The organism is Pantoea sp. X-Soil-TKNS-1279, assembly GCF_059730565.1.
In genome coordinates this window covers 1463304-1483625 of the sequence record NZ_AP035948.1, presented here as the reverse complement: position 1 = coordinate 1483625, position 20322 = coordinate 1463304, and the positions used below count along the sequence as shown (strand labels likewise).

The 20322-nt window shown below is 54.5% G+C and carries 18 protein-coding genes; 5 read left to right on the top strand and 13 right to left on the bottom strand.

What is annotated here, in order from left to right:
• Window positions 1-28: 28 nt before the first annotated feature.
• The 5 genes from gsiD to AC6I8N_RS06895 all read right to left on the bottom strand — a co-directional run bounded on the left by gsiD (window position 29) and on the right by AC6I8N_RS06895 (window position 6349).
• A complete protein-coding gene (gene gsiD / locus AC6I8N_RS06915) occupies window positions 29-934 on the bottom strand; it encodes a glutathione ABC transporter permease GsiD (RefSeq protein WP_021182551.1) in 906 nt (301 codons plus the stop codon).
• A gap of 9 nt (window positions 935-943) precedes the next feature.
• On the bottom strand, window positions 944-1864 hold the full coding sequence (gene gsiC, locus AC6I8N_RS06910; RefSeq protein WP_021182550.1) for a glutathione ABC transporter permease GsiC: 921 nt from the start codon (window positions 1862-1864) through the stop codon (window positions 944-946).
• Window positions 1865-1912: 48 nt separating this feature from the next.
• Complete coding sequence (gene gsiB, locus AC6I8N_RS06905; RefSeq protein WP_208725104.1) at window positions 1913-3448, bottom strand: glutathione ABC transporter substrate-binding protein GsiB; 1536 nt, start codon at window positions 3446-3448, stop codon at window positions 1913-1915.
• A gap of 68 nt (window positions 3449-3516) precedes the next feature.
• A complete protein-coding gene (gene gsiA / locus AC6I8N_RS06900) occupies window positions 3517-5373 on the bottom strand; it encodes a glutathione ABC transporter ATP-binding protein GsiA (RefSeq protein ID WP_497830344.1) in 1857 nt (618 codons plus the stop codon).
• Between the two features lie 10 nt (window positions 5374-5383).
• Complete coding sequence (locus AC6I8N_RS06895) at window positions 5384-6349, bottom strand: isoaspartyl peptidase/L-asparaginase family protein (protein WP_497830343.1); 966 nt, start codon at window positions 6347-6349, stop codon at window positions 5384-5386.
• 238 nt (window positions 6350-6587) lie between these two features.
• Here AC6I8N_RS06895 and AC6I8N_RS06890 point away from each other — a divergent pair, with 238 nt between their 5' ends.
• From AC6I8N_RS06890 to moeB, 3 genes are all read left to right on the top strand, one after another.
• Window positions 6588-7010: a universal stress protein gene (locus tag AC6I8N_RS06890; RefSeq protein ID WP_497830342.1), complete on the top strand. Its 423-nt coding sequence runs from the start codon at window positions 6588-6590 to the stop codon at window positions 7008-7010.
• 66 nt (window positions 7011-7076) lie between these two features.
• The gene (gene moeA, locus AC6I8N_RS06885; RefSeq protein WP_497830341.1) at window positions 7077-8312 is read left to right on the top strand and encodes a molybdopterin molybdotransferase MoeA; all 1236 of its coding nucleotides are present in this window, start codon (window positions 7077-7079) and stop codon (window positions 8310-8312) included.
• A complete protein-coding gene (moeB, locus tag AC6I8N_RS06880; RefSeq protein ID WP_208725100.1) occupies window positions 8313-9068 on the top strand; it encodes a molybdopterin-synthase adenylyltransferase MoeB in 756 nt (251 codons plus the stop codon).
• A 51-nt stretch (window positions 9069-9119) separates the two neighbouring features.
• On the opposite strand, the gene AC6I8N_RS06875 is transcribed toward moeB, so the two are convergent.
• The 7 genes from AC6I8N_RS06875 to mntR form a co-directional block, all read right to left on the bottom strand.
• Complete coding sequence (locus AC6I8N_RS06875) at window positions 9120-10712, bottom strand: ABC-F family ATPase (protein ID WP_021182543.1); 1593 nt, start codon at window positions 10710-10712, stop codon at window positions 9120-9122.
• Window positions 10713-10884: 172 nt separating this feature from the next.
• Window positions 10885-11289 carry an H-NS family histone-like protein gene (locus AC6I8N_RS06870; protein ID WP_497830340.1) on the bottom strand — a complete coding sequence of 135 codons (405 nt, stop codon included), beginning with the start codon at window positions 11287-11289 and terminating at the stop codon, window positions 10885-10887.
• Between the two features lie 586 nt (window positions 11290-11875).
• Entirely contained in the window at window positions 11876-13405 is a 1530-nt protein-coding gene (locus tag AC6I8N_RS06865; protein ID WP_497830339.1) for an efflux transporter outer membrane subunit, read from the bottom strand.
• A gap of 1 nt (window position 13406) precedes the next feature.
• Complete coding sequence (locus AC6I8N_RS06860; protein ID WP_208725098.1) at window positions 13407-14975, bottom strand: DHA2 family efflux MFS transporter permease subunit; 1569 nt, start codon at window positions 14973-14975, stop codon at window positions 13407-13409.
• Window positions 14972-16111, bottom strand: a complete 1140-nt coding sequence (locus tag AC6I8N_RS06855; RefSeq protein ID WP_497830338.1) for an HlyD family secretion protein — start codon at window positions 16109-16111, stop codon at window positions 14972-14974. The genes AC6I8N_RS06860 and AC6I8N_RS06855 overlap by 4 nt, the downstream gene beginning before the upstream one ends.
• A 191-nt stretch (window positions 16112-16302) precedes the next feature.
• Entirely contained in the window at window positions 16303-17412 is a 1110-nt protein-coding gene (locus tag AC6I8N_RS06850) for an SLC13 family permease (protein ID WP_497830337.1), read from the bottom strand.
• Window positions 17413-17433: 21 nt separating this feature from the next.
• Window positions 17434-17892, bottom strand: coding sequence for a manganese-binding transcriptional regulator MntR (gene mntR, locus AC6I8N_RS06845; protein WP_013508441.1), 459 nt, complete (start codon window positions 17890-17892; stop codon window positions 17434-17436).
• A gap of 265 nt (window positions 17893-18157) precedes the next feature.
• Between mntR and AC6I8N_RS06840 the strand changes: the two genes are divergently transcribed.
• Window positions 18158-18352, top strand: a complete 195-nt coding sequence (locus AC6I8N_RS06840) for a hypothetical protein (RefSeq protein WP_021182537.1) — start codon at window positions 18158-18160, stop codon at window positions 18350-18352.
• Between the two features lie 127 nt (window positions 18353-18479).
• Here the strand turns inward: AC6I8N_RS06840 and ompX are convergent, their stop codons facing one another.
• On the bottom strand, window positions 18480-18989 hold the full coding sequence (gene ompX, locus AC6I8N_RS06835) for an outer membrane protein OmpX (RefSeq protein WP_021182536.1): 510 nt from the start codon (window positions 18987-18989) through the stop codon (window positions 18480-18482).
• Window positions 18990-19368: 379 nt separating this feature from the next.
• On the opposite strand from ompX, the gene rhtA reads away from it, so the two are divergent.
• Entirely contained in the window at window positions 19369-20277 is a 909-nt protein-coding gene (rhtA, locus tag AC6I8N_RS06830; protein WP_497830336.1) for a threonine/homoserine exporter RhtA, read from the top strand.
• Window positions 20278-20322 lie beyond the last annotated feature (45 nt).

Below are 20322 nucleotides of genomic sequence, written 5' to 3'. Positions count from 1 at the left end.
CGATAGATCGCGCCGTTGCTCACCTGGTTCAGGTTTTCAATTTCGGATCCAATGCATCACGCAGCCCATCGCCCAGCAAATTAAACGCCAGCACCGTCAGAAAAATGGCGAGGCTGGGGAAAATCGCCACATGGGGGGCAATCACCATATCGGCGCGTGCTTCATTGAGCATCGCGCCCCACTCTGGCGTGGGCGGCTGCGCACCGAGGCCAAGAAACGACAGGCTGGCGGCCGTGATAATCGAGGTGCCGATACGCATGGTGAAGTAGACCACAATCGATGAAACCGTACCCGGCAGGATATGCCGCATAATGATGGTCCAGTCCGATGCGCCAATGCTCCGCGCCGATTCGATGTAAGTCTGATGTTTCAGCACCAGGGTGTTACCCCGCACCAAACGCGCAAACGCCGGGATACTGAAAATCGCCACCGCGACAATCACGTTACTCATGCCGCTGCCCATAATCGCCACCACGGCAATCGCCAGCAGAATGCCCGGAAAGGCAAACAACACGTCGCAGACGCGCATGGTGATACGATCCCACCAACCTTCGTAGTAGCCTGCCAGCAAACCTAATAAGGTGCCGATCACCGTCCCTATCGCTACCGAAAAGAAACCGGCAATTAAGGAAATGCGCGTGCCGACCAACACACGGCTAAAAATATCGCGTCCGAGCGAGTCAACCCCAAACCAGTGCATCAGCGACGGGCCTTCATTCAGGCGGTCATAATCAAAATAGTTTTCGGCATCAAAGGGCGCGATCCAGGGGGCGATAAAGGCCACCACGATCAGCAACAACACAAACGCCCCCGCCAGCAGCGCCACATGCTGGCGACGAAAGCGTCGCCAGAACTCGCGCCAGGGGGTGCGCACCCGGTTTTCCGTCATCGTCGGCATGATTTTCAGTGCCGCCTCGCGTCGCCAGTTTTTCATTGCGACTCCTTACCTGTAGCGAATAGCCGGGTTGATCGCCGCGTACAACATATCGACAATCAGGTTAATCAGAATGAACTCCAGCGAGAACAGCAGCACCTCGGCCTGAATCACCGGGTAATCACGCATCTCCACCGAATCCACCAGCAGACGGCCCAGACCGGGCCAGTTAAACACCACTTCAACTACGATCGAACCGCCGAGCAAAAAGCCAAATTGCAGCCCCATCATGGTGACCACTGGAATCATGGCATTGCGTAGCCCGTGTTTGACCACCACCAGCGTTTCCCGCACCCCTTTGGCCCGCGCGGTGCGCATATAATCCTCCTGCATCACCTCCACGAACGATGCACGGGTAAAGCGTGCCATCACCGCCGCAACCGCCGCGCCGAGGGTGATGGAGGGCAGAATGTAATGCTGCCAGCTGTCGGCACCCACGGTCGGCAACCAGCCTAAATCCACGGAAAAAATTTGCATCAGTAGCATACCGAGGGCAAACGCCGGAAAAGAGATCCCCGACACCGCCAGCGTCATACCCAGTCGATCCGGCCAGCGGTTACGCCATACCGCAGAGACGATGCCAATCACCATGCCAAACAGCACCGCCCAGATCATGCTGCTTAATGTCAGCCACAGTGTCGGAAAAAAACGCGTGGCGATCTCTTCGGAAACCGGACGTTTCGACACCATCGACTGACCAAAATCCCCCTGCACCGCATTCCAGATGAAATGCCAGAACTGCTGGATCAATGGCTGATCCAGGCCCAATTCCTGACGCACCAGCGCGACTACCTGCGCATCGGCATCGGACCCGGCAATCAAGCGTGCCGGATCGCCCGGCAACAGATGTACAAACAGGAACACCAACACCGCCACAATCAGCAGCGTGGGAATCAGTCCCAGTAATCGTTTGAGAAAATAATTCAGCATGCGAAGTCCTGCACGGTGAGGGGCAGCCACGCGGGCTGCCCCTCAGGGTTACTTCAGGTCGGCCTCATCAAAATTAAATGAGGTATCAGGCATGACGTAAAAACCGCTCAGGTTTTTGTTACTGGCAGACAGCAGTTGCTCCACCACCAGCGGGATCCACGGATGGTCGTTCCAGATGCGATCCTGTGCATCTTTATACAGTTTGGCTTTCTGGTCGCGATCGGTGGTTTTCAGCGCATCGGCCAGATCTTTATCAACCTGGGGATTGCTGTAAAACGCGGTATTGAAGATCGCTGGCGGCCATGAGCTGGTGGCAAACAGCGGCGTCAGCGCCCAGTCGGCTTCACCGGTCGAGGCTGACCAGCCGGTATAGAACATGCGCACGCCGCTCTCTTTCTGGCCTTTGCTTTCCACTTCCGCCGCACGCTGGCCGGCATCCATCGCCAACACCTTCACTTTAACTCCAACCTGCGCCAACTGTTGCTGGGTGAACTGCAACACTTTCTGCGCGGTGCTGTGGTTATGTGATGACCACAACGTGGTTTCAAAACCATTCGGGTAACCCGCCTCTTTCAGCAGTTCACGCGCTTTGGCCGGATTGTAAGCAATGGCGGGATACTTCTGCGCAAAATCGATGGCTGGCGGCACAATGCCCGTGGCAGGCGTGGCATATCCGGCAAACGCCACTTTCGCCAACGCCTGGCGGTTGATGGCATACTCCAGCGCCTCACGCACCTTCGGATTGTCGAACGGCTTTTGTGTCACGTTCAGGCTGATATAGCGCTGCATAATCGACGGGGTCGTGACCACATCGAGCTTGCTGTTTTTCTCCAGCAATTTGGCCTGTTCAAACGGCACCGGGAAAGCAAAAGTGGCTTCGCCGGTCTGCAACATCGCCGCGCGGGTGTTGTTATCCACCACCGGACGCCAGGTAATGCTGTCGAGCTTTGGATAGCCCTTTTTCCAGTAGCCATCCCACTTCTTCACTTTGACGAAGTCAGTCTGGTTCCAGGTGACAAATTCAAACGGCCCGGTTCCCACCGGATGGAAACCAATATCCTTGCCATATTTTTTCAGCGCCGCTGGGGAGATCATCACCGCCGCCGGATGAGCCAGGTTATTGATAAATGCCGAGAACGGCTGCTTCAGGGTGATTTTGACCGTCAACGGATCGACCACCTCAGTGCTGGCGACGTATTTAAACAGGTTGTAACGCTTGAGGTGATTATCCGGGTTGCTGGCGCGATCGAGGTTGACCTTCACCGCCTCCGCATTGAAGTCGGTGCCATCCTGAAACTTCACATTGGGACGCAGTTTGATGGTGTAAGTCAGGCCATCGCTGCTGGTTTGATAGCTTTCAGCCAACACGTTGGTCAGCTTCATATCTTTGTCGAAGCCGAACAATCCCTGATAGAAGGACTTCGCCACCGCCTGCGACAAGGTGTCGTTAGCATCGTAAGGATCGAGGGTGGTAAATGTTGAAGCCACGGCAATCACCGCATCTTTCGCCGCCCAGGCCGGTAGCGCCAACGCCGAACTTAACAACCCGGCAGTGATAACCCCTTTACGCATAATATGGTGCATCGTTATCGTTCTCCTGTAGTCCCTGTCTTTGCGCACACCAGCCGGTGACGCGGATGAGTTGCTGCTGTTCAGGTGCCGCTGATGGCATGGCGGGCGACAAAATGCCCTGGTGCCACCTCAATCAATGGCGCGACTTCCGGCTCATCGCCCAACGGATGTATCGGGCTGGGGATTTCGTCAACCAGCAACGCCCGTTCACGACGCCGGTGCGTCGGATCGGCCACCGGCACTGCCGCCATCAGTTTTTTGGTATAGGGATGGCGCGGTTGCTCAAACACCGCCTGACGTGGCCCCATCTCCACGATCTGTCCAAGATACATCACCGCCACACGATGGCTGATGCGTTCCACTACCGCCATATCGTGCGAGATAAACAGAAACGCGATGCCAAATTCGCGCTGCAAATCGAGCATCAGATTGATGATTTGCGCCTGAATCGACACATCCAGCGCCGAGACCGACTCATCAGCAATCACCACTTTGGGGTTCAGCGCCAGCGCGCGCGCAATGCAGATACGCTGACGCTGACCACCGGAAAATTCATGCGGGTAACGTTGGGCATGTTCCGGCAACAACCCGACACGCTCCAGCAGCCAGGCGACACGTTGCTCGGCCTGGCGGCGGTTCATCGTCTGATGCACCAACAGCGGCTCCATGATGGAGAAACCCACCGTCAAACGCGGGTCGAGCGAGGCGTAAGGGTCCTGAAAGATAAACTGAATATCACGACGCAAGGCCGCCAGTGCCCGTCCCTCGAGCGCATCAATGCGTTGCCCGTCAAAAGTAATGGTGCCGCCCTGACTGGCGACTAAGCGTAGCAGAGAACGACCGGTGGTCGACTTACCGCAGCCGGACTCCCCCACCAGGGCGAGCGTTTCACCGGCATAAAGATCAAAACTGACCTTCTCCACCGCGTGGACGCGACGTTTTACCCGATTGAGCAAACCACTGCGAATATCGAAACGCGTAACCAGATCGCGTACCTGTAGCACCGGCGGGCGGTCAACACGCACCGTATCCTGCGGCGTCTGGGCTTCTTCGCGACCATCACGGTGGATAAGCGGAAATTTTGCCGGAAGCGGTTGTCCATTCATCGCCCCCAGTTTAGGCACGGCGGAGAGCAGTGCCCGGGTGTAGGGTTGCTGTGGCTGATTAAACAGTTGCTGCACTGGCGCACGTTCAACCACATCGCCGCGATACATTACCTGCACCCGGTCGGCCATTTCCGCCACCACGCCCATATCGTGGGTGATAAAAATCACCCCCATCTGCATCTCTTTTTGCAGCACGCGGATCAATTGCAGGATTTGTGCCTGAATGGTGACATCCAGCGCGGTCGTGGGTTCGTCGGCGATCAGCAGCGCGGGTTTACAGGAGAGCGCCATAGCGATCATTACGCGCTGACGCATGCCTCCGGAAAGTTGATGCGGATAGCGCGACAAGACATTTTGCGCTTCGGGGATGCGCACCAGATCGAGCATATGGCGCGCTTCAGCCAACGCCTGTTGATGGCTTTTGCCCTGATGCAGACGGATCGATTCGGCGATCTGCTCACCGACGGTGAACACCGGATTCAGCGAGGTCATCGGCTCCTGGAAGATCATCGCCATATCTGCACCGCGTACGCGCCGCATCTGGCTGGCAGGAGCCCGCATCACATCCAGCAACTCGCCATTACGCCGTCGCAGGGTGATTTCACCGCTGACTTCCCCACCCGCCTGCTGGATCAGCCGCATCAACGCCAGCGAAGTGACCGATTTACCCGAACCGGACTCCCCCACCAGCGCCAGGGTTTCACCACGATGCAGATCAAGCGAGAGCTGGCGCACCGCTTCGGTAATACGTCCTTCATGCTGGAAACGTACGTTCAGATCCCGTACCGCCAGAACCTGGTCTGGCGTTAATTGCCGTTGCCGATCCGTCATGCCTGCTCCTTTAGCTATCGCGGTAAATGGCTACCTCAACTTCGCCGCCCACATAAGCGAATCCGCGGTACATTCCTTCACTGTTAAACGGCAGCGCCACATTGCCATCACGGTCAACGGCAATCAGCCCACCGCTGCCATCCAGTTCCTGGACTTTATCGTGAATCACACTGGCGCTGGCCTGTTGCAGCGTGCGACCGGCATAACGCATTTGTGCCGCCACGTCGTAAGCGGCGAGAGTGCGGATAAACACCTCGCCAGTGCCGGTACAGGAAACCGCGACCGAATCGTTGTTGGCGTAGCACCCGGCACCGACCAACGGTGAATCGCCCACGCGTCCCGCCTGCTTGTTGGTCATGCCGCCGGTTGAGGTGGCAGCGGCCAGATTGCCATGTAAATCCAGTGCCACTGCACCGACCGTACCAAATTTACGATCGGGATCGAGTGGGTCATCACTGTGGCTTTGCGCGGCACCGTCATGATCCAGCACCGCCTGATCGCTGCCGAGCGCGCGTTGCAGCTGCTCCCAGCGTTCAGGGGTGGAGAAAAAGTCTGCCTCAACCATCTCCAGCCCCTGCTGGGTGGCAAAGGCTTCCGCACCGGCACCGATAAACAGCACATGCGGGCTGACCTCCAGCACTGTGCGCGCCGCCAGTACCGGGTTACGGATATGGTTAACCCCGGCGACCGCGCCCACTTCCAGCGTACGGCCATCCATAATGCTGGCGTCCAGTTCATGCGTACCCTGATGGGTAAACACCGCCCCTTTACCGGCGTTAAACAACGGACACTCCTCCAGCAAGCGCACGGCCTCGGTCACCGCGTCCATCGCGCTGCCGCCATCGGCCAGAATTTGCTGACCCGCGGCAACAATCGCCGCCAGTTGCTGACGATAATATTGCTCTTTTTCGGCGCTCATCGCCGCGCGAGTGATAGCACCCGCGCCGCCGTGAATGGCGATAACTGCTTTAGTCATACCCGTTACCCTGTCAAGGAATCAGAACCAAAAACACTGATTTAGAATGGTTTTCATTATTTTTTGGCAACTTTCGAATATAGAAAGGCCATCTCGCCTTGTAAAGCAGAAACTGTGCTGCCGGGTCATAACCTTTTATTGTGGTTTATGCCTTTAAGTTTGACAAAAGCGTGAGCAGTGCCCGGTTTAGCAGGGGCGAAACACTATACTCACAGCAAAGATCATGCCGGAGCAAGCCATGAACAGTTATAACCATGCCCTGGTGCTGGTTCAGGGAAATCAGGATGGCGCATTGCTGTTGAACCACGCCGTGACGCTGGCTGAAGAACTGGCGATGACAGTCACCCTCGCCCATATCAGCGCTGATTACCGGGAAATGAATTATGTGTCGGACAGCCTGATGAACAATGTGGTGTCGGAGGATGTAATTCGGGCGAAGGCGCTGATGAGCAAGCTCTCCGCCAGCGTAAGTCTGCCGGTTAAATGTCATGAGCTGGTTACGTTGCGCCGCTTTAAAGACGTCGAAAAATGCATTGCCGAAAAACATATCGATTTAGTGATTGTCGGACACCATAACCGCTTTATGGGTGTCCTCACCTCCAATTCCATGGAATACATCAACCGGTTAAACATTGATGTGCTGATAAAACATTTGCCGTAATAATGCGGCGGCAGGCATTTGCCTGCCATAATAGGCAGCATCTGACATAACCAGGCTGATATGGACATGGAACCTTTTACTGCGGGCTTAATCTCCCTCGAAGACGCTCAGCAAAAAATGCTGGCGCAACTCACCCCGATTACCGATTCATTACAGGTATCGTTATTCGAAGCCGCCGGGCGTATCACCGCCCAGCCGGTGTTATCACCGCTGGATGTCCCCCCCTTCGATAATGCCGCGATGGACGGTTATGCGGTACGCCTCGCCGATGTTGCACCGGATCGCGTGTTGCCTGTCGCGGGCAAAGCCTTTGCCGGTGGACCTTTCAACGGCGAATGGCCGCTGGGAACGGTTATCCGCATCATGACCGGCGCGCCGGTCCCCGCAGGCTGTGAAGCGGTGGTGATGCAGGAAGAAACCGAACAACGTGACGGTGGGATTGTCATCACCGCACCGGTCAACGCCGGGCAGCATATCCGCCGCAGTGGTGAAGATATTCAGGCGGGCAAACAGGTACTGGACGCCGGTGTGCGTCTCGGTGCCGCTGAGCTGCCGCTATTGGCCTCTTTGGGCATCGCCCAGGTCAGCGTGCTACGTAAATTGCGGGTGGCGATTTTCTCCACCGGCGATGAATTACAGGCGGTGGGACAACCACTGGCAGCAGGACAGATCTACGATACCAATCGCTTCACCGTGTCGTTGATGCTAAACCGCCTTGGTTGCGAAGTGATCGACCTTGGCGTGATTGGCGACGATCCTGTGGCATTGCGTCAGGCATTCAGTGAAGCAGATCGCCAGGCCGATGTGGTGATCAGCACGGGCGGTGTATCGGTCGGTGAAGCCGACTTTACCAAAGCCATGCTGGAGGAGTTGGGGGCCATCACCTTCTGGAAACTGGCGATCAAGCCCGGTAAACCTTTTGCCTTTGGTCGACTCGCCAACAGTTGGTTCTGCGGCCTGCCGGGCAACCCGGTATCGGCGGCAGTGACCTTCTATCAACTGGTTCAGCCGTTGCTCGGTAACCTCACCGGCCAGCAAGCACCGTTGATACCGGCACGATTGCGCGCCAAAGCCACCCAGCGTCTGAAAAAATCACCGGGACGCCTCGATTTCCAACGCGGTATCTTCAGCCGTGGCGCAGACGGGATGCTGGAAGTTCGCAGCACCGGGCCGCAGGGTTCACATGTGTTCAGTTCCTTTGCGCTGGCAAACTGTTTTATCGTGCTGGAGCGTGAACGCGGTAACGTGGAAGCCGGTGAATGGGTCGACGTTGAACCCTTCAACAGCCTGCTGGAGGGATAAATGCACGCGGAGTTAAGCGATGAAGAGATGCTGCGCTACAACCGGCAAATCGTGTTGCGTGGCTTCGATTTTGACGGGCAGGAAAAACTAAAAGCCGCGCGTGTTCTGGTCGTTGGGCTTGGCGGGCTGGGTTGTGCCGCCGCACCTTATCTGGCCGCAGCGGGCGTGGGGCAACTGACCTTGCTGGATTTCGATACCGTCGCGCTCAGTAACCTGCAACGGCAAATTCTGCATCGTGACAGTACGATTGGTATGGCGAAAGTGGATTCTGCTGCACAGCAGCTGGCAGCGATCAATCCCCATTGCCAGTTAGAAACCCTCAATGCGCAGCTTGAGGATACGGCACTGGGCACCCTGATTGCCCGTCATGATGCGGTACTGGATTGCACGGATAACGTCCATACGCGTGAACAGATCAACCGCTGGTGCTGGCAACACAAGGTACCGTTGATTTCTGCTGCCGCGATTCGCATGGAAGGCCAGCTCAGCGTATTTACCTGGCAGCCGGATACGCCCTGTTATCGTTGCATCAGCCGTTTGTTTGGCGAGCAGGCGCTGAGCTGCGTTGAAGCCGGTGTGATGGCTCCGTTAGTTGGGGTTATGGGGGCCATGCAGGCGATGGAAACCCTTAAAGTTTTGACGGCCTTTGGCACTCCAGCCAGCTCACGGTTGCTGATGTACGATGCCTTGAGCGCCGAGTTTCGCACGATGAAAGTGGCGCAGGATGCGCATTGTGAGGTGTGCGGGGGGAAATAAAAAACCGTACCAGCTCATTGCGGCGCGATAAATCGCGCCGCTACGCTGCTTTTACACAATCCCCTGGCTACGCAGATAATCTTCGTAGTTGCCGGTGAAGTCCACCACGCGATCGCCTTTGATTTCCAGCACACGGGTTGCCAGCGAGCTGACAAACTCACGGTCATGCGAGACGAAAATCAGCGTGCCTTCGTACATCTCCAGCGCCATGTTCAGCGATTCGATGGATTCCATATCGAGGTGGTTGGTCGGTTCGTCCATAATCAGGATGTTCGGTTTCTGCATCATCAGCTTACCAAACAACATACGGCCCTTCTCACCACCGGACAGAACTTTAGCTGGCTTCTTGATATCGTCCTGGCTGAACAGCAGACGACCAAGAATGCTACGCACTGCCTGCTCGTCGTCCCCTTCCTGTTTCCACTGGCTCATCCAGTCGAACACCGTCAGGTCGTCGGCAAAATCTGTCGCGTGATCCTGCGCGTAATAACCAATGCGCGCATTCTCGGACCATTTAACCGTACCATTTTCCGGTGTCAGCTCGCCTACCAGCGTTTTCAGCAAGGTGGTTTTACCAATACCGTTGGCACCCAACACCGCCATTTTTTCTCCGACTTCCAACAGCAAGTTCAGATTTTTAAATAACGGGCCGTTATCGAAACCTTTGGTGATGGCTTCAACTTCCAGCGCATTGCGGAACAGTTTCTTATCCTGTTCAAAACGAATAAAGGGGTTCTGACGGCTGGAGGCTTTCACTTCATCCAGTTTGATTTTCTCAATCTGTTTAGCACGCGAGGTTGCCTGACGCGATTTTGAGGCGTTAGCGCTAAAACGGCTGACAAAAGATTGCAGGTCGGCAATTTGCGCTTTCTTTTTCGCATTATCTGCTAATAACCGCTCACGCGCCTGGGTGGCTGCGGTCATATATTCGTCATAGTTACCCGGATAAACGCGCAGCTCGCCGTAATCCAAATCCGCCATATGCGTGCAAACCATATTCAGGAAATGACGGTCATGCGAAATGATGATCATGGTGCTGTTACGTTCGTTCAGTACCTGCTCCAGCCAGCGAATGGTGTCAATATCCAGGTTGTTGGTCGGTTCATCGAGTAACAGAATATCCGGGTTGGCAAATAATGCCTGCGCCAGCAACACACGTAATTTCCAGCCGGGCGCAATTTCGCTCATCGGTCCGTAATGTTGTTCTACCGGGATACCTACACCCAGTAATAATTCCCCTGCGCGGGATTCAGCACTGTAACCATCCATTTCACCGTATTGGACTTCGAGGTCAGCAACTTTATAGCCTTCCTCTTCGCTCATTTCCGGCAAGGCATATATGCGGTCACGTTCCTGCTTGACGGCCCATAATTCATGGTGCCCCATAATCACGGTATCGAGCACGCTATATTGCTCAAACGCAAACTGGTCCTGACGCAACTTACCGATACGTTCATTCGGGTCGAGGGAAACATTTCCCGCGCTTGGCACCAGGTCACCGCCCAGTATTTTCATGAAGGTCGATTTACCGCTGCCGTTTGCACCGATTAAACCGTAACGATTACCGCCGCCAAATTTAACGGAGATATTCTCAAACAGCGGCTTACTGCCGAACTGCATGGTGATATTGCTGGAAACTAACACGGCATTGACCTTTGTTACGCAGTGGAGGAAAAAACAGCGGGCATTATGCCAGAAGCAGGCACCGGGATGCCACCATTGTGCGGGCCAGGTACGACAACCCATTGTTTATTACCCCATAAAAAAAGCCGAAGGTGATGTCACCTTCGGCTCCCGCTTACAAGGATTGTGCAGATTATTTGATCAGGAAGCTGTCGAGGCTTTTGCCAGCATCCAGTGCTTTTTTAATCGCAGCAGGAGTACGACCCTGACCCGTCCATGACTTCTCTTCACCGTTTTCATCAGTGTAAGAATATTTTGCCGGACGCGGCGCACGCTTGGCGCGTTTTTTACCGGTTTCCAGCGCACCCAGTAATTCGTTCGGATCAATACCGTCAGCCAGCAACATTTCGCGGTATTTAGATAGCTTCTCTTCTTTTTCGCGATTCTGCGCTTCTTCCGCTTCTACTTCTTCACGACGCTCGGTGACGACCACGGTTAATTTTTCCAGAATCTCTTCCAGGTCAGTCAGTGGCAGATCGCGTGCCTGTGCACGTAATGTGCGAATGTTGTTCAGAACTTTAAAGAATACGTCACTCATCACAATGTCCTTGCTTAAGGGGGTTTAAATAAACTGTAGTGGCAAGATTACCCAATTCAAATAAAAAAATAAATTAATTTTACATCGCGGATAATTCTTAAGGGATAACGATAATGATCACGCAGTTGATTAAACCAGGCGGGCCACTTTATTTACCCCAAATTAACACCGACAACTTGTACCCTCAGCGAAATCCTGCATCGATTTTCAGAGGATATTGTCTCTGCGGCAGAAGTGAGCACAAAGGTAAACAAAGATTAATGGACTGATGAAAACATGTTTTTAGCTATGCAATCCTTATTTATAGCATAACCAGGTTAAGTCACATTTTTACGCAAACAAACATAAAAAAGACCGGTATTTCACCGGCCTGTATCACATTTTCATCGGCATGTTCAGCGACTTTTCTTTATGGCTTTCGTCGTGCCGGTTGTTGTTGCTCATCATGACAAACAGCCGGACAAATAATGTTCTGGCCATTGGCGTGTAAAGTCAGAGAGGTCACGGAATTTACGCTCAGGAAAATAAAGAATACGCGGGAGTCAACATCGTGAGCCGCAACTGTACCCGCTGCGGCCCTGACAGATTATTTGACTTCAGTTGCCGGACCAAATACCGCGTAGTCAGGCAGATTGACCGTCTGATACGGTTCCCAGCCACCACCGAGCGCTTTATACAACGCCACCAGGTCTAAAGCCGTTTGCATCCGCGCCTGAGTGGATTGCGCCTGCGCCTGCGCCAGCTGACGTTGTGCATCCAGCACGTCGAGGAAGGTGGAGATCCCCTGGCGATAGCTGTCAGTCGCGAGATCAAAAGCCCGTTGTAGCGCCCCGGTGGTTTCATCCAGCGCCGTCACCTGCTGTTGGTCAGCACGATAACTGACCAGCGCGTTTTCCACGTCCTGTAACGCCGTGAGTACCGTCTGACGATACTCAAGCGCCGCATTGGCCTGCTGCGCGCGCGCCAGTTTCACGCTGGACACCAGTTGCCCGCCCTGAAAGATCGGGATCGAGAGTGACGGGCCAATGCTATAAAAGTGGCTGCTCCAGTTGTCCAGATAGCTGGCGTCGGTGTTACGCACGCCAAGCTGTCCGGTCAGTGACAAGCTGGGGAACAGCTCTGCCACCGACACACCAATATTGGCGGTTTGCGCGTGCAGCGTGGCTTCCGCCTGACGAATGTCCGGTCGACGTCGTGCCAGCGTGGAAGGAATACCCACTGATACCAGTTTCGGTAACGCAGGCAGCGGTTTTACGCTCGCCAGTTCACTGTCCAGCGCGCCAGGGGTTTTCCCCAACAGCACCGCCAGCCCATTCATCGCCTGGCGCTCCTGCGCCTGGTATTGCGGCAACTGCGCGTTAAGGGATGACAACTGCGCACGGGCGTTCTCAACATCAGTCAGCGGTGCCATACCGTTGCGCTGCTGGCTCTGGGTCAATTCTGAGGTTTGTTGCGCGACGGTAATCTGCTCCTGCAAAGTTTGCAGCACCGCCTGCGCACCGCGCAGTTGCAGATACGCTCGCGCCACTTCAGCTTGCAGCGAAACCAGTGCATCGTTACGCTGCTCAATCGCCGCCTGCTGCTGCGCATTGGCCATCTCGATCTGACGTCGCACTTTGCCCCACAGATCCAGTTCCCAACTGGCATCGAAGCTTCCCTGATACAAATTCACCGAATGCGTCAAACCATTGAGCTGATCCGCCACATCGCTATCGACCTGATTATATACACCGTTCGATTCCAGCAACCCCTTTAACCCAAGCTGCTGACGGGTCATTTTGGCCGAACCGCTCAGCGTCGGAAACAGCCCGCCACTCGCCTGCGCCAGCTGCTCACGCGCCCCGGCAATGCGCAGCACCGCCTGTTGCAGCGTCAGGTTATCGGCTATCGCACGGGTGATCAGACTGTCGAGCAACGGATCGTTAAAACTTTTCCACCATAGCGGGTTGGTCGCCGCTGACAACGGTTTTGACGCTTCCTGCGAGGGGAGATCACGGTAGCTGGCAGGCGTTTGTGCATGGGGTGGCTGATAATCTGGCCCCACCGCACACCCGGCCAACAATAGCGCGAGCGAGATGGCACTCAGTGACGGCGCGCTGCGCACGAACTTGTTCATTTTAATGGGCTCCTGCACTGCCTTCACTCTTAATCGGCGAAAGCAACCAGCAAAAAGGAATCAACAGTACTGCCACAATGCTCAGCCCCATAAAGACATCGATATAGGCAAGGATGCGTGACTGGGCGATCATCTCCTGGTAAAGCTGACCGCTGGCAATTTGCAGCGGATCGCCCACCGCCGTAGTGTAATCACGGATCGCCTGCGCCCAGTGCTGCAACGTGAGGTTAAATGGCTCATTGAGCGGCGTCATGTTGTGCACCATATTGGCCGACTGCGTCTGCATTCGCTCGGTGATCGCCGCCGTTGACAGCGAGATACCGATTGATCCCGCCACGTTACGGAACATGGTAAATAACGCAGCTGCATCAGCGTTTAAGCGCTGCGGTACGGTGATAAACGCAATGGTGGTCAGTGGCACAAACAGGAAGCCAAGGCCAATCGACTGGGCACTGCGCATCAATACCAGGGTGGTGAAATCGACATTCGGCGTCAGGCGGGTGGAATAGCAGAACGCCAGCGCCAGGCAACTGAAACCAAAGGCGATGATGTAACGTGTCTGCACAATGGGCATCAGCTTCAGCACCAGCGGGATGGTCAGCACAATCAGCACCGCGCCGGGCGACAGCACCAGGCCAGACCAGGTGGCGGTATAACCCAGATCCTGCTGCGCCAACTGCGGCAACACCACCGAACTGCCGTACAGAATCATCGCCATACCCGCCATCAGCAACCCGGCAACCCAGAAGTTGCGATCCTTCATCACCGTCAGATCCACCACCGGCTTACGCACGTAGAGCAGCCAATAAACGGCACCGACAATCCCCACCACCGCCAACCCGGCAAACAGGCGAATAAAGTGGGAGGCGAACCAGTCGGCATCTTCACCACGGTCCAGCATCACCTGCAAACATCCCAGCCCGAGGGTGATCAGCCCGATACCGATGTAATCAATCTTCAGGCGACCTTTTTCCCATTTGCTTTCCCACGGTGGATCTTCCAGCAACTGGTAAATTGCCAGCACCGTCAGAATCCCGACCGGGATGTTGATAAAGAATACCCAGCGCCAGCTGTAGTTGTCGGTGATCCAACCGCCCAACGTGGGACCAATCACCGGTGCCACAATAATCGCAATCGAGGAGAGGCCAAATGCCTTGCCGCGATCTTCCGGTTTGAAATAGTCGAGCAGCACCGATTGCTGCGTGGGTTGCAGACCACCGCCGAAAAATCCCTGCATCACGCGAAACAGAATGATTTGCCACAGCTCCGTCGCAATGCCGCACAGAAATGAACAGACGGTGAACATCACGATACAAATCAGGAAAAACTGTTTGCGACCAAACAGGCGGGTAAAGAAGGCAGAAATAGGCAGGACGATGCCGTTCGCCACCAGGTATGACGTCAGCACCCAGGTGGATTCGTCATAACTGGAGGAGAGCGATCCGGCGATATGTGGCAGCGCGACGTTCACGATGGTGGTGTCAAGGATCTCCATAAACACCGCCAACGTTACCGTGATCGCCACCAGCCAGGGATTGCTGGCGGGTTTCCAGCTCTGGCTCGCACTCATTCCACAGTCACCTTCGGTTCAACTGACAATCCCAGCGGCAATGGATGGTTGGCATCAAGACCTTTATCGATGACAATTTTCACCGGCACACGCTGGACGATTTTCACATAGTTACCGGTTGCATTCTCTGCCGGGAAGGTGGAGAAGCGCGAACCGGTCCCCATCTGGATACTGTCCACATGCCCTTCCAGCTTGAGGCTCGGCCAGGCATCAACACTGATTTCCACTTTATCGCCCGGATTCATCCGCTCCAGTTGCGACTCTTTAAAGTTGGCGGTAATCCAGATATCGGGCGAAACCAGCGAGAACAACGCAGTTCCCGCCTGCACCAGTGAACCGATATGGACATTACGTTTGGTGACGAAGCCCTCGTATGGCGCACGTACCTGGGTGTAAGACAGATTCAGTTCGGCGGTATTCAGTTGCGCCTGCGCCTGCTCAACCTGCTGTTGACGCGCTTCGACATTGGTTTCCTGGGCACGAAGCTGCAATTGCACCTGCGATGCCACCTCAACCTGCGCCTTCGCGCTAAGCAACTGTGCTTCGGCGGAGCGTAATTGCACCGTCGCGCTATCAATATTGCGCTGTGAGGTGGCGCGCGGATCGACCGCATGTTGCCGGCGATAATCGGCCTGGGCATTAAGCAAATTCGCCTGTGCTTTCGCTTGATCGGCTAATGCCTGGTCGCGCTGTGCCGGATATTGTACGCGGGACAACGCCAGTTGCGCCTGCGCCTGATGCAGCTGCGCTTGCGCCAGCCCGAGTTGGGCTTTCGCCTGATCGCGTTGTGCCACGTTATCACGCGGATCGATCTCAACCAGCAAATCGCCTTTCTTCACCCGCTGGTTATCTCGTACCAACAGATTCACCACATAACCTGCGGCTTTCGGTGCGATGGTGACGGCATTGCCTTCGGTAAAGGCATCATCGGTGGTTTCAATGTTGCGATTGCTAAACCAGAACCAGAAAATCACCAGCAGCATGATCACGGCAACAATTACCAGGATAACCAACGGCTTTTTACCTGGTCGTTTACGTTCCGGCTCATTATTATTTGATGAATTGAGTTTCGATTCTTCTGGCTGATGTGGGTTTTGTGCCGCGTGTACAGACGGCTGATTTTTGTTATCACTCATAAATTGTCATCTTAATCCTGGCCCCGATCCCCGGGCGTAAGCGGTCAAGTTAACCTTAGATAACAAATTGACAAATTCCAGTGTTTCTTTACAAAACAGTGAAAGCACGCATTTTCAGCTCAAAGGCGCGATAACATACTGAAAAGGCGGTGACTAACCGCCTCAGGTGAAGAGAATTCGCTGGTTTAGGTTTAGCGCAGCCATTGCAACAGCAGCCAGCCACTGAGCATCGACCACGCCAGCATCGGCAGTGAAAAGAGGTGGAAGCGCCACCAGACGCGGCGATCCTGTGCCATCCGCAACGCAATCAGGTTGGCCAGCGACCCCGGCAGCAAACCAAATCCACCGATATTGACTGCCCAGGCCAGAACATCGGAGGGCGGCACCTTTTGCAATAACAGGATAGTTGAGGGCACATTACTGATGATTTGCGACAGACCAATCGCCAGCATATACAACCTGCCCTCGCCTAACTGGCCAATGGCGGCGAAATGCGGCTGTAACAGCGACAGATGCATCAGTAAAAAGACGTCGATAAACATCGCTACAAATACCAGCAGCAAACTCCAGTCGATGCTGATCAGTACTTGACGGGCCAGCAGTAAAAACCCCCCCGCAACCAACAGCAGCGCCCACCCCGTTAGCTTCAGTTCAAGCGCCATCACAAACAGCAGGTACAACACCACGCTGAGGATAAACAGCGGTTTTTGCCACTGATGTTCCTGCCCGGCGTCATGTTTCTGGATGGCACGCGGCGAAAAGCTCCACCAGGTCAACGCCATCAGCGTCAACATCAGCCAGGCCGCAATTGGCAGCATTTGCAGAATAAAGGCGGCGACGCTCAGCGATCCGTGGCTCCACAACAGGATATTTTGTGGGTTCCCCACTGGCGTAAGCAGCGATCCGGCATTGACCGCCAGCGCTTCGAAGATGATCAGGCGCGAAATCGGCAGGCGGGAAAACTTACGCAGCGTCAGGGTCAGCGGCACCAGAATGAACAGCGCAACATCATTGGTGAGAAAGGTAGAAAGCAGCGCAGCGGCACAGACCATAAACAACGCCAGCGCCCGTTCATGTTGAAATCGCTGGATCAGCCGCGCGCCCAGTACATCAAAATAGCCGCTGTTTTCCAGGCCTTTGGTCAACATCAACAACCCGGTGAGCGTCATGATGGTGTGCCAGTCCACGGCACCCGGCAACTGCTGCCAGCGGAAATCCGCAAATGGCAGCAATATCACACCCAACAGCAACAACAAATGCAAAATGCGATCACGCATGAAAGAACGAAGCACGATGGGCATGATGGCGAAAAGCCTTAACAGTTAGCGACTTTCATAAAACTTCTTAAACACGGCGAGGGTTTCATCACTGACGTGATGTTCAATACCTTCCGAATCACGACGCGCCGTTTCGGGACTGATGCCCAGCGCCAGCAGAAAAGTTTCTACAATGTGATGGCGCGCACGGCTCTCTTCCGCCAGTTTCTCCCCTTCACGCGTCAGGAAGACCCCGCGATAGGGCACCTGCTCAACCAGTCCGGTGCTGCCGAGGCGCTTCAACATTTTCGCTACGGTCGGTTGGGAAACACCGAGCCGCGCAGCCATATCTACCTGGCGCGCCTCACCAAATTCACGAATCAAATCAGAGATTAACTCAACGTAGTCATCAATTAATTCACGACGATGTGCTTCGCGCACCTGGCGAAATCCTTCGACATGCTCCTCTATATCTTTAAGCGGCCCCTGCGGCGGGGTAATGGCGCTCTTGGCACGACGACTCATTCAGCTTCCTCTTTATTATTTGCCATACCAGAACTGCGGTACGGGCTAGCTGCGCTCATTGTAAACCAGGCACAAATAAGCACAAAATTTTCCTAAATAGCCTTGGCTAAAGGGTATAGCCGGTGCTATATTCGCTGATAATGTAAGCAGCAATGCTCACAAAGGAGGCAAACGATGCATGACCCTTATTTGCTGTTGCTCCTTTTCCTGTTGTTTATCGCAGGTCTGTGCTTACTGTTACGTCGTCAATAATCGGGAGGTGAATATGACCACCATGAAAAGCTGCCTTGACTGTGGCAAATGCTTCCAGGCGGAAAAAAGCGCGCCAGCTTTCGAGCTGAAATCGCTGCTGTGCCTGTTGAGCCGCTCACCGTTCGCGCTGCGTCTGATGTTGATCGAAAAGCTCACCGGCAAAAAACTTGCCGAGCGCCCCTGCCCGAATCTGATCTGGCGCGGCTAAGCGCATCCCCTGACTAATTTTGATTGCGGCGCTATTGATTGCGCTGCTTTTGTTTGTCTGCGAAAAAGACATAAAAAAACGGCCCCATCGGGGCCGTTTCGTTTGCAACTCTGGTCTAAGCAAAAACTTAGAAGCTGTAGCCTACGCCAGCAATCCAGGTGCCTACGTCGACGCTGCGGATGCGGCTCTGCTCGTAGCCCACGTCCAGTGCAACGTTCTGAATCGGGTTGAACTGCAAACCTGCACCGTAAGAGAAACCTACGTCGCTGGTGTCAGATTTCTGACGGTCAGCACCGTTAGACTGGTATTTACCGTAGCCCAGACCTACAACACCGTAGATGCTTGCCCAGTCGTTCAGACGGTAAGCCGGACCACCAGTGATGCCGTAGTACTGGCCTTTGTTGTACACGCCAGCGTCAGTGCGATCTTTCTCGGTGTAGGTGAAAGAACCGATCCAACCCAGCGGGTTAGTACCGTCTTCGTAACGGTATTTCAGGTTGAAACCGTTAGCTTTGTTGGCAACACCCTGGTAATCGCTCTGAGCGTAACCACCGGTAACGGTGCTCTGCGCCATGGCAGAACCTGCTGCGACTGCCAGTACACAAGCCAGTGCTGAAAGACATGCAATTTTTTTCATAACCACCTCAAATGTGATAAAACTTCTCTCCTGACAACGCCTAAAAATATAACAAAAAATAGCGCGAAACTCTGCCGTTAATTTGTTGTCTAACAGATTGTTTGGTGTAACAGAAAGTTAATGAAGTTTCCTATGTCATTCATTTTTCTTATAAAAAGCGTCATCAAACTGCAATGAACTTTCTTCCCGTCATTTACACCTTTAAGTAAATTCCTAATCCTGGCTGACATTTCTTTACGGAAATGGACCTGAAATTGGCTGTTTTTTCAGCTGCCGTTGCGATTATTTTTGCCGAAAGTGCGCCTCCTTATTTGCGCGCAATTCCTTTACACTGCTGGCTGTTACTTTGATGTTAATAACAACAGGGATTGATTCCAGCATGTCTGCACCTCTGACTGCCAAAAAACTGACGCCGGTGGTTTTCCCAATCGCCGTGCTGCTGATTGCCATGCTGTCGCTACAAGGCGGCGCATCATTGGCGAAATCGTTGTTCCCCACCGTCGGTGCGCCCGGCATCACCGCCCTGCGTCTTGGGTTGGGTACCCTTATCCTCTGCGCCATCTTTAAACCCTGGCGTCTGCGTTTTACCCGTGAACAACGTATGCCACTGCTGATGTATGGCCTGGCGCTCGGTTGCATGAATTATTCCTTCTATCTCTCCATCCGTACCGTGCCGCTGGGTGTCGCGGTTGGACTGGAGTTTACCGGGCCGCTGACGCTGGCGTTGCTGGGTTCCCGACGTCCACTGGACTTTCTCTGGGTGCTGCTGGCAGTAATCGGTTTATGGTTTCTGCTGCCGATTGGTGAAGGAATGAGCCATATCGACCCGCTGGGTGCATTGCTGGCCGTCACGGCTGGTGCCTGCTGGGCGATCTACATTCTGGCGGGTCAGCGCGCGGGGGCTGAACACGGCCCGGCGACGGTAGCGATGGGTTCCTTAATCGCCTCCGTTATTTTTGTCCCTCTCGGTCTGACCTTTGCGCATAGCGGTATCTGGCACTGGGAAATTTTGCCGCTAGCCCTGCTGATTGCCTTACTCTCCAGTGCCATTCCTTATTCGCTGGAGATGATGGCGCTCACCCGCTTACCCGCGCGCATCTTTGGCACGTTGATGAGCCTGGAACCCGCCATGGCCGCGCTCTCCGGCATGTTATTCCTTGGTGAATTACTGACGTTAAAACAATGGTTTGCCCTGCTGGCGATCATTATCGCCTCAGCCGGTTCCACGCTAACGATGAAACCGAAAAGCCCACAAATTAACGAAGTAGATTTAAATCCCCCACAATAAATATCGATATATTCAGCCAGTTCTCTGACTGGCTGAATATATAAA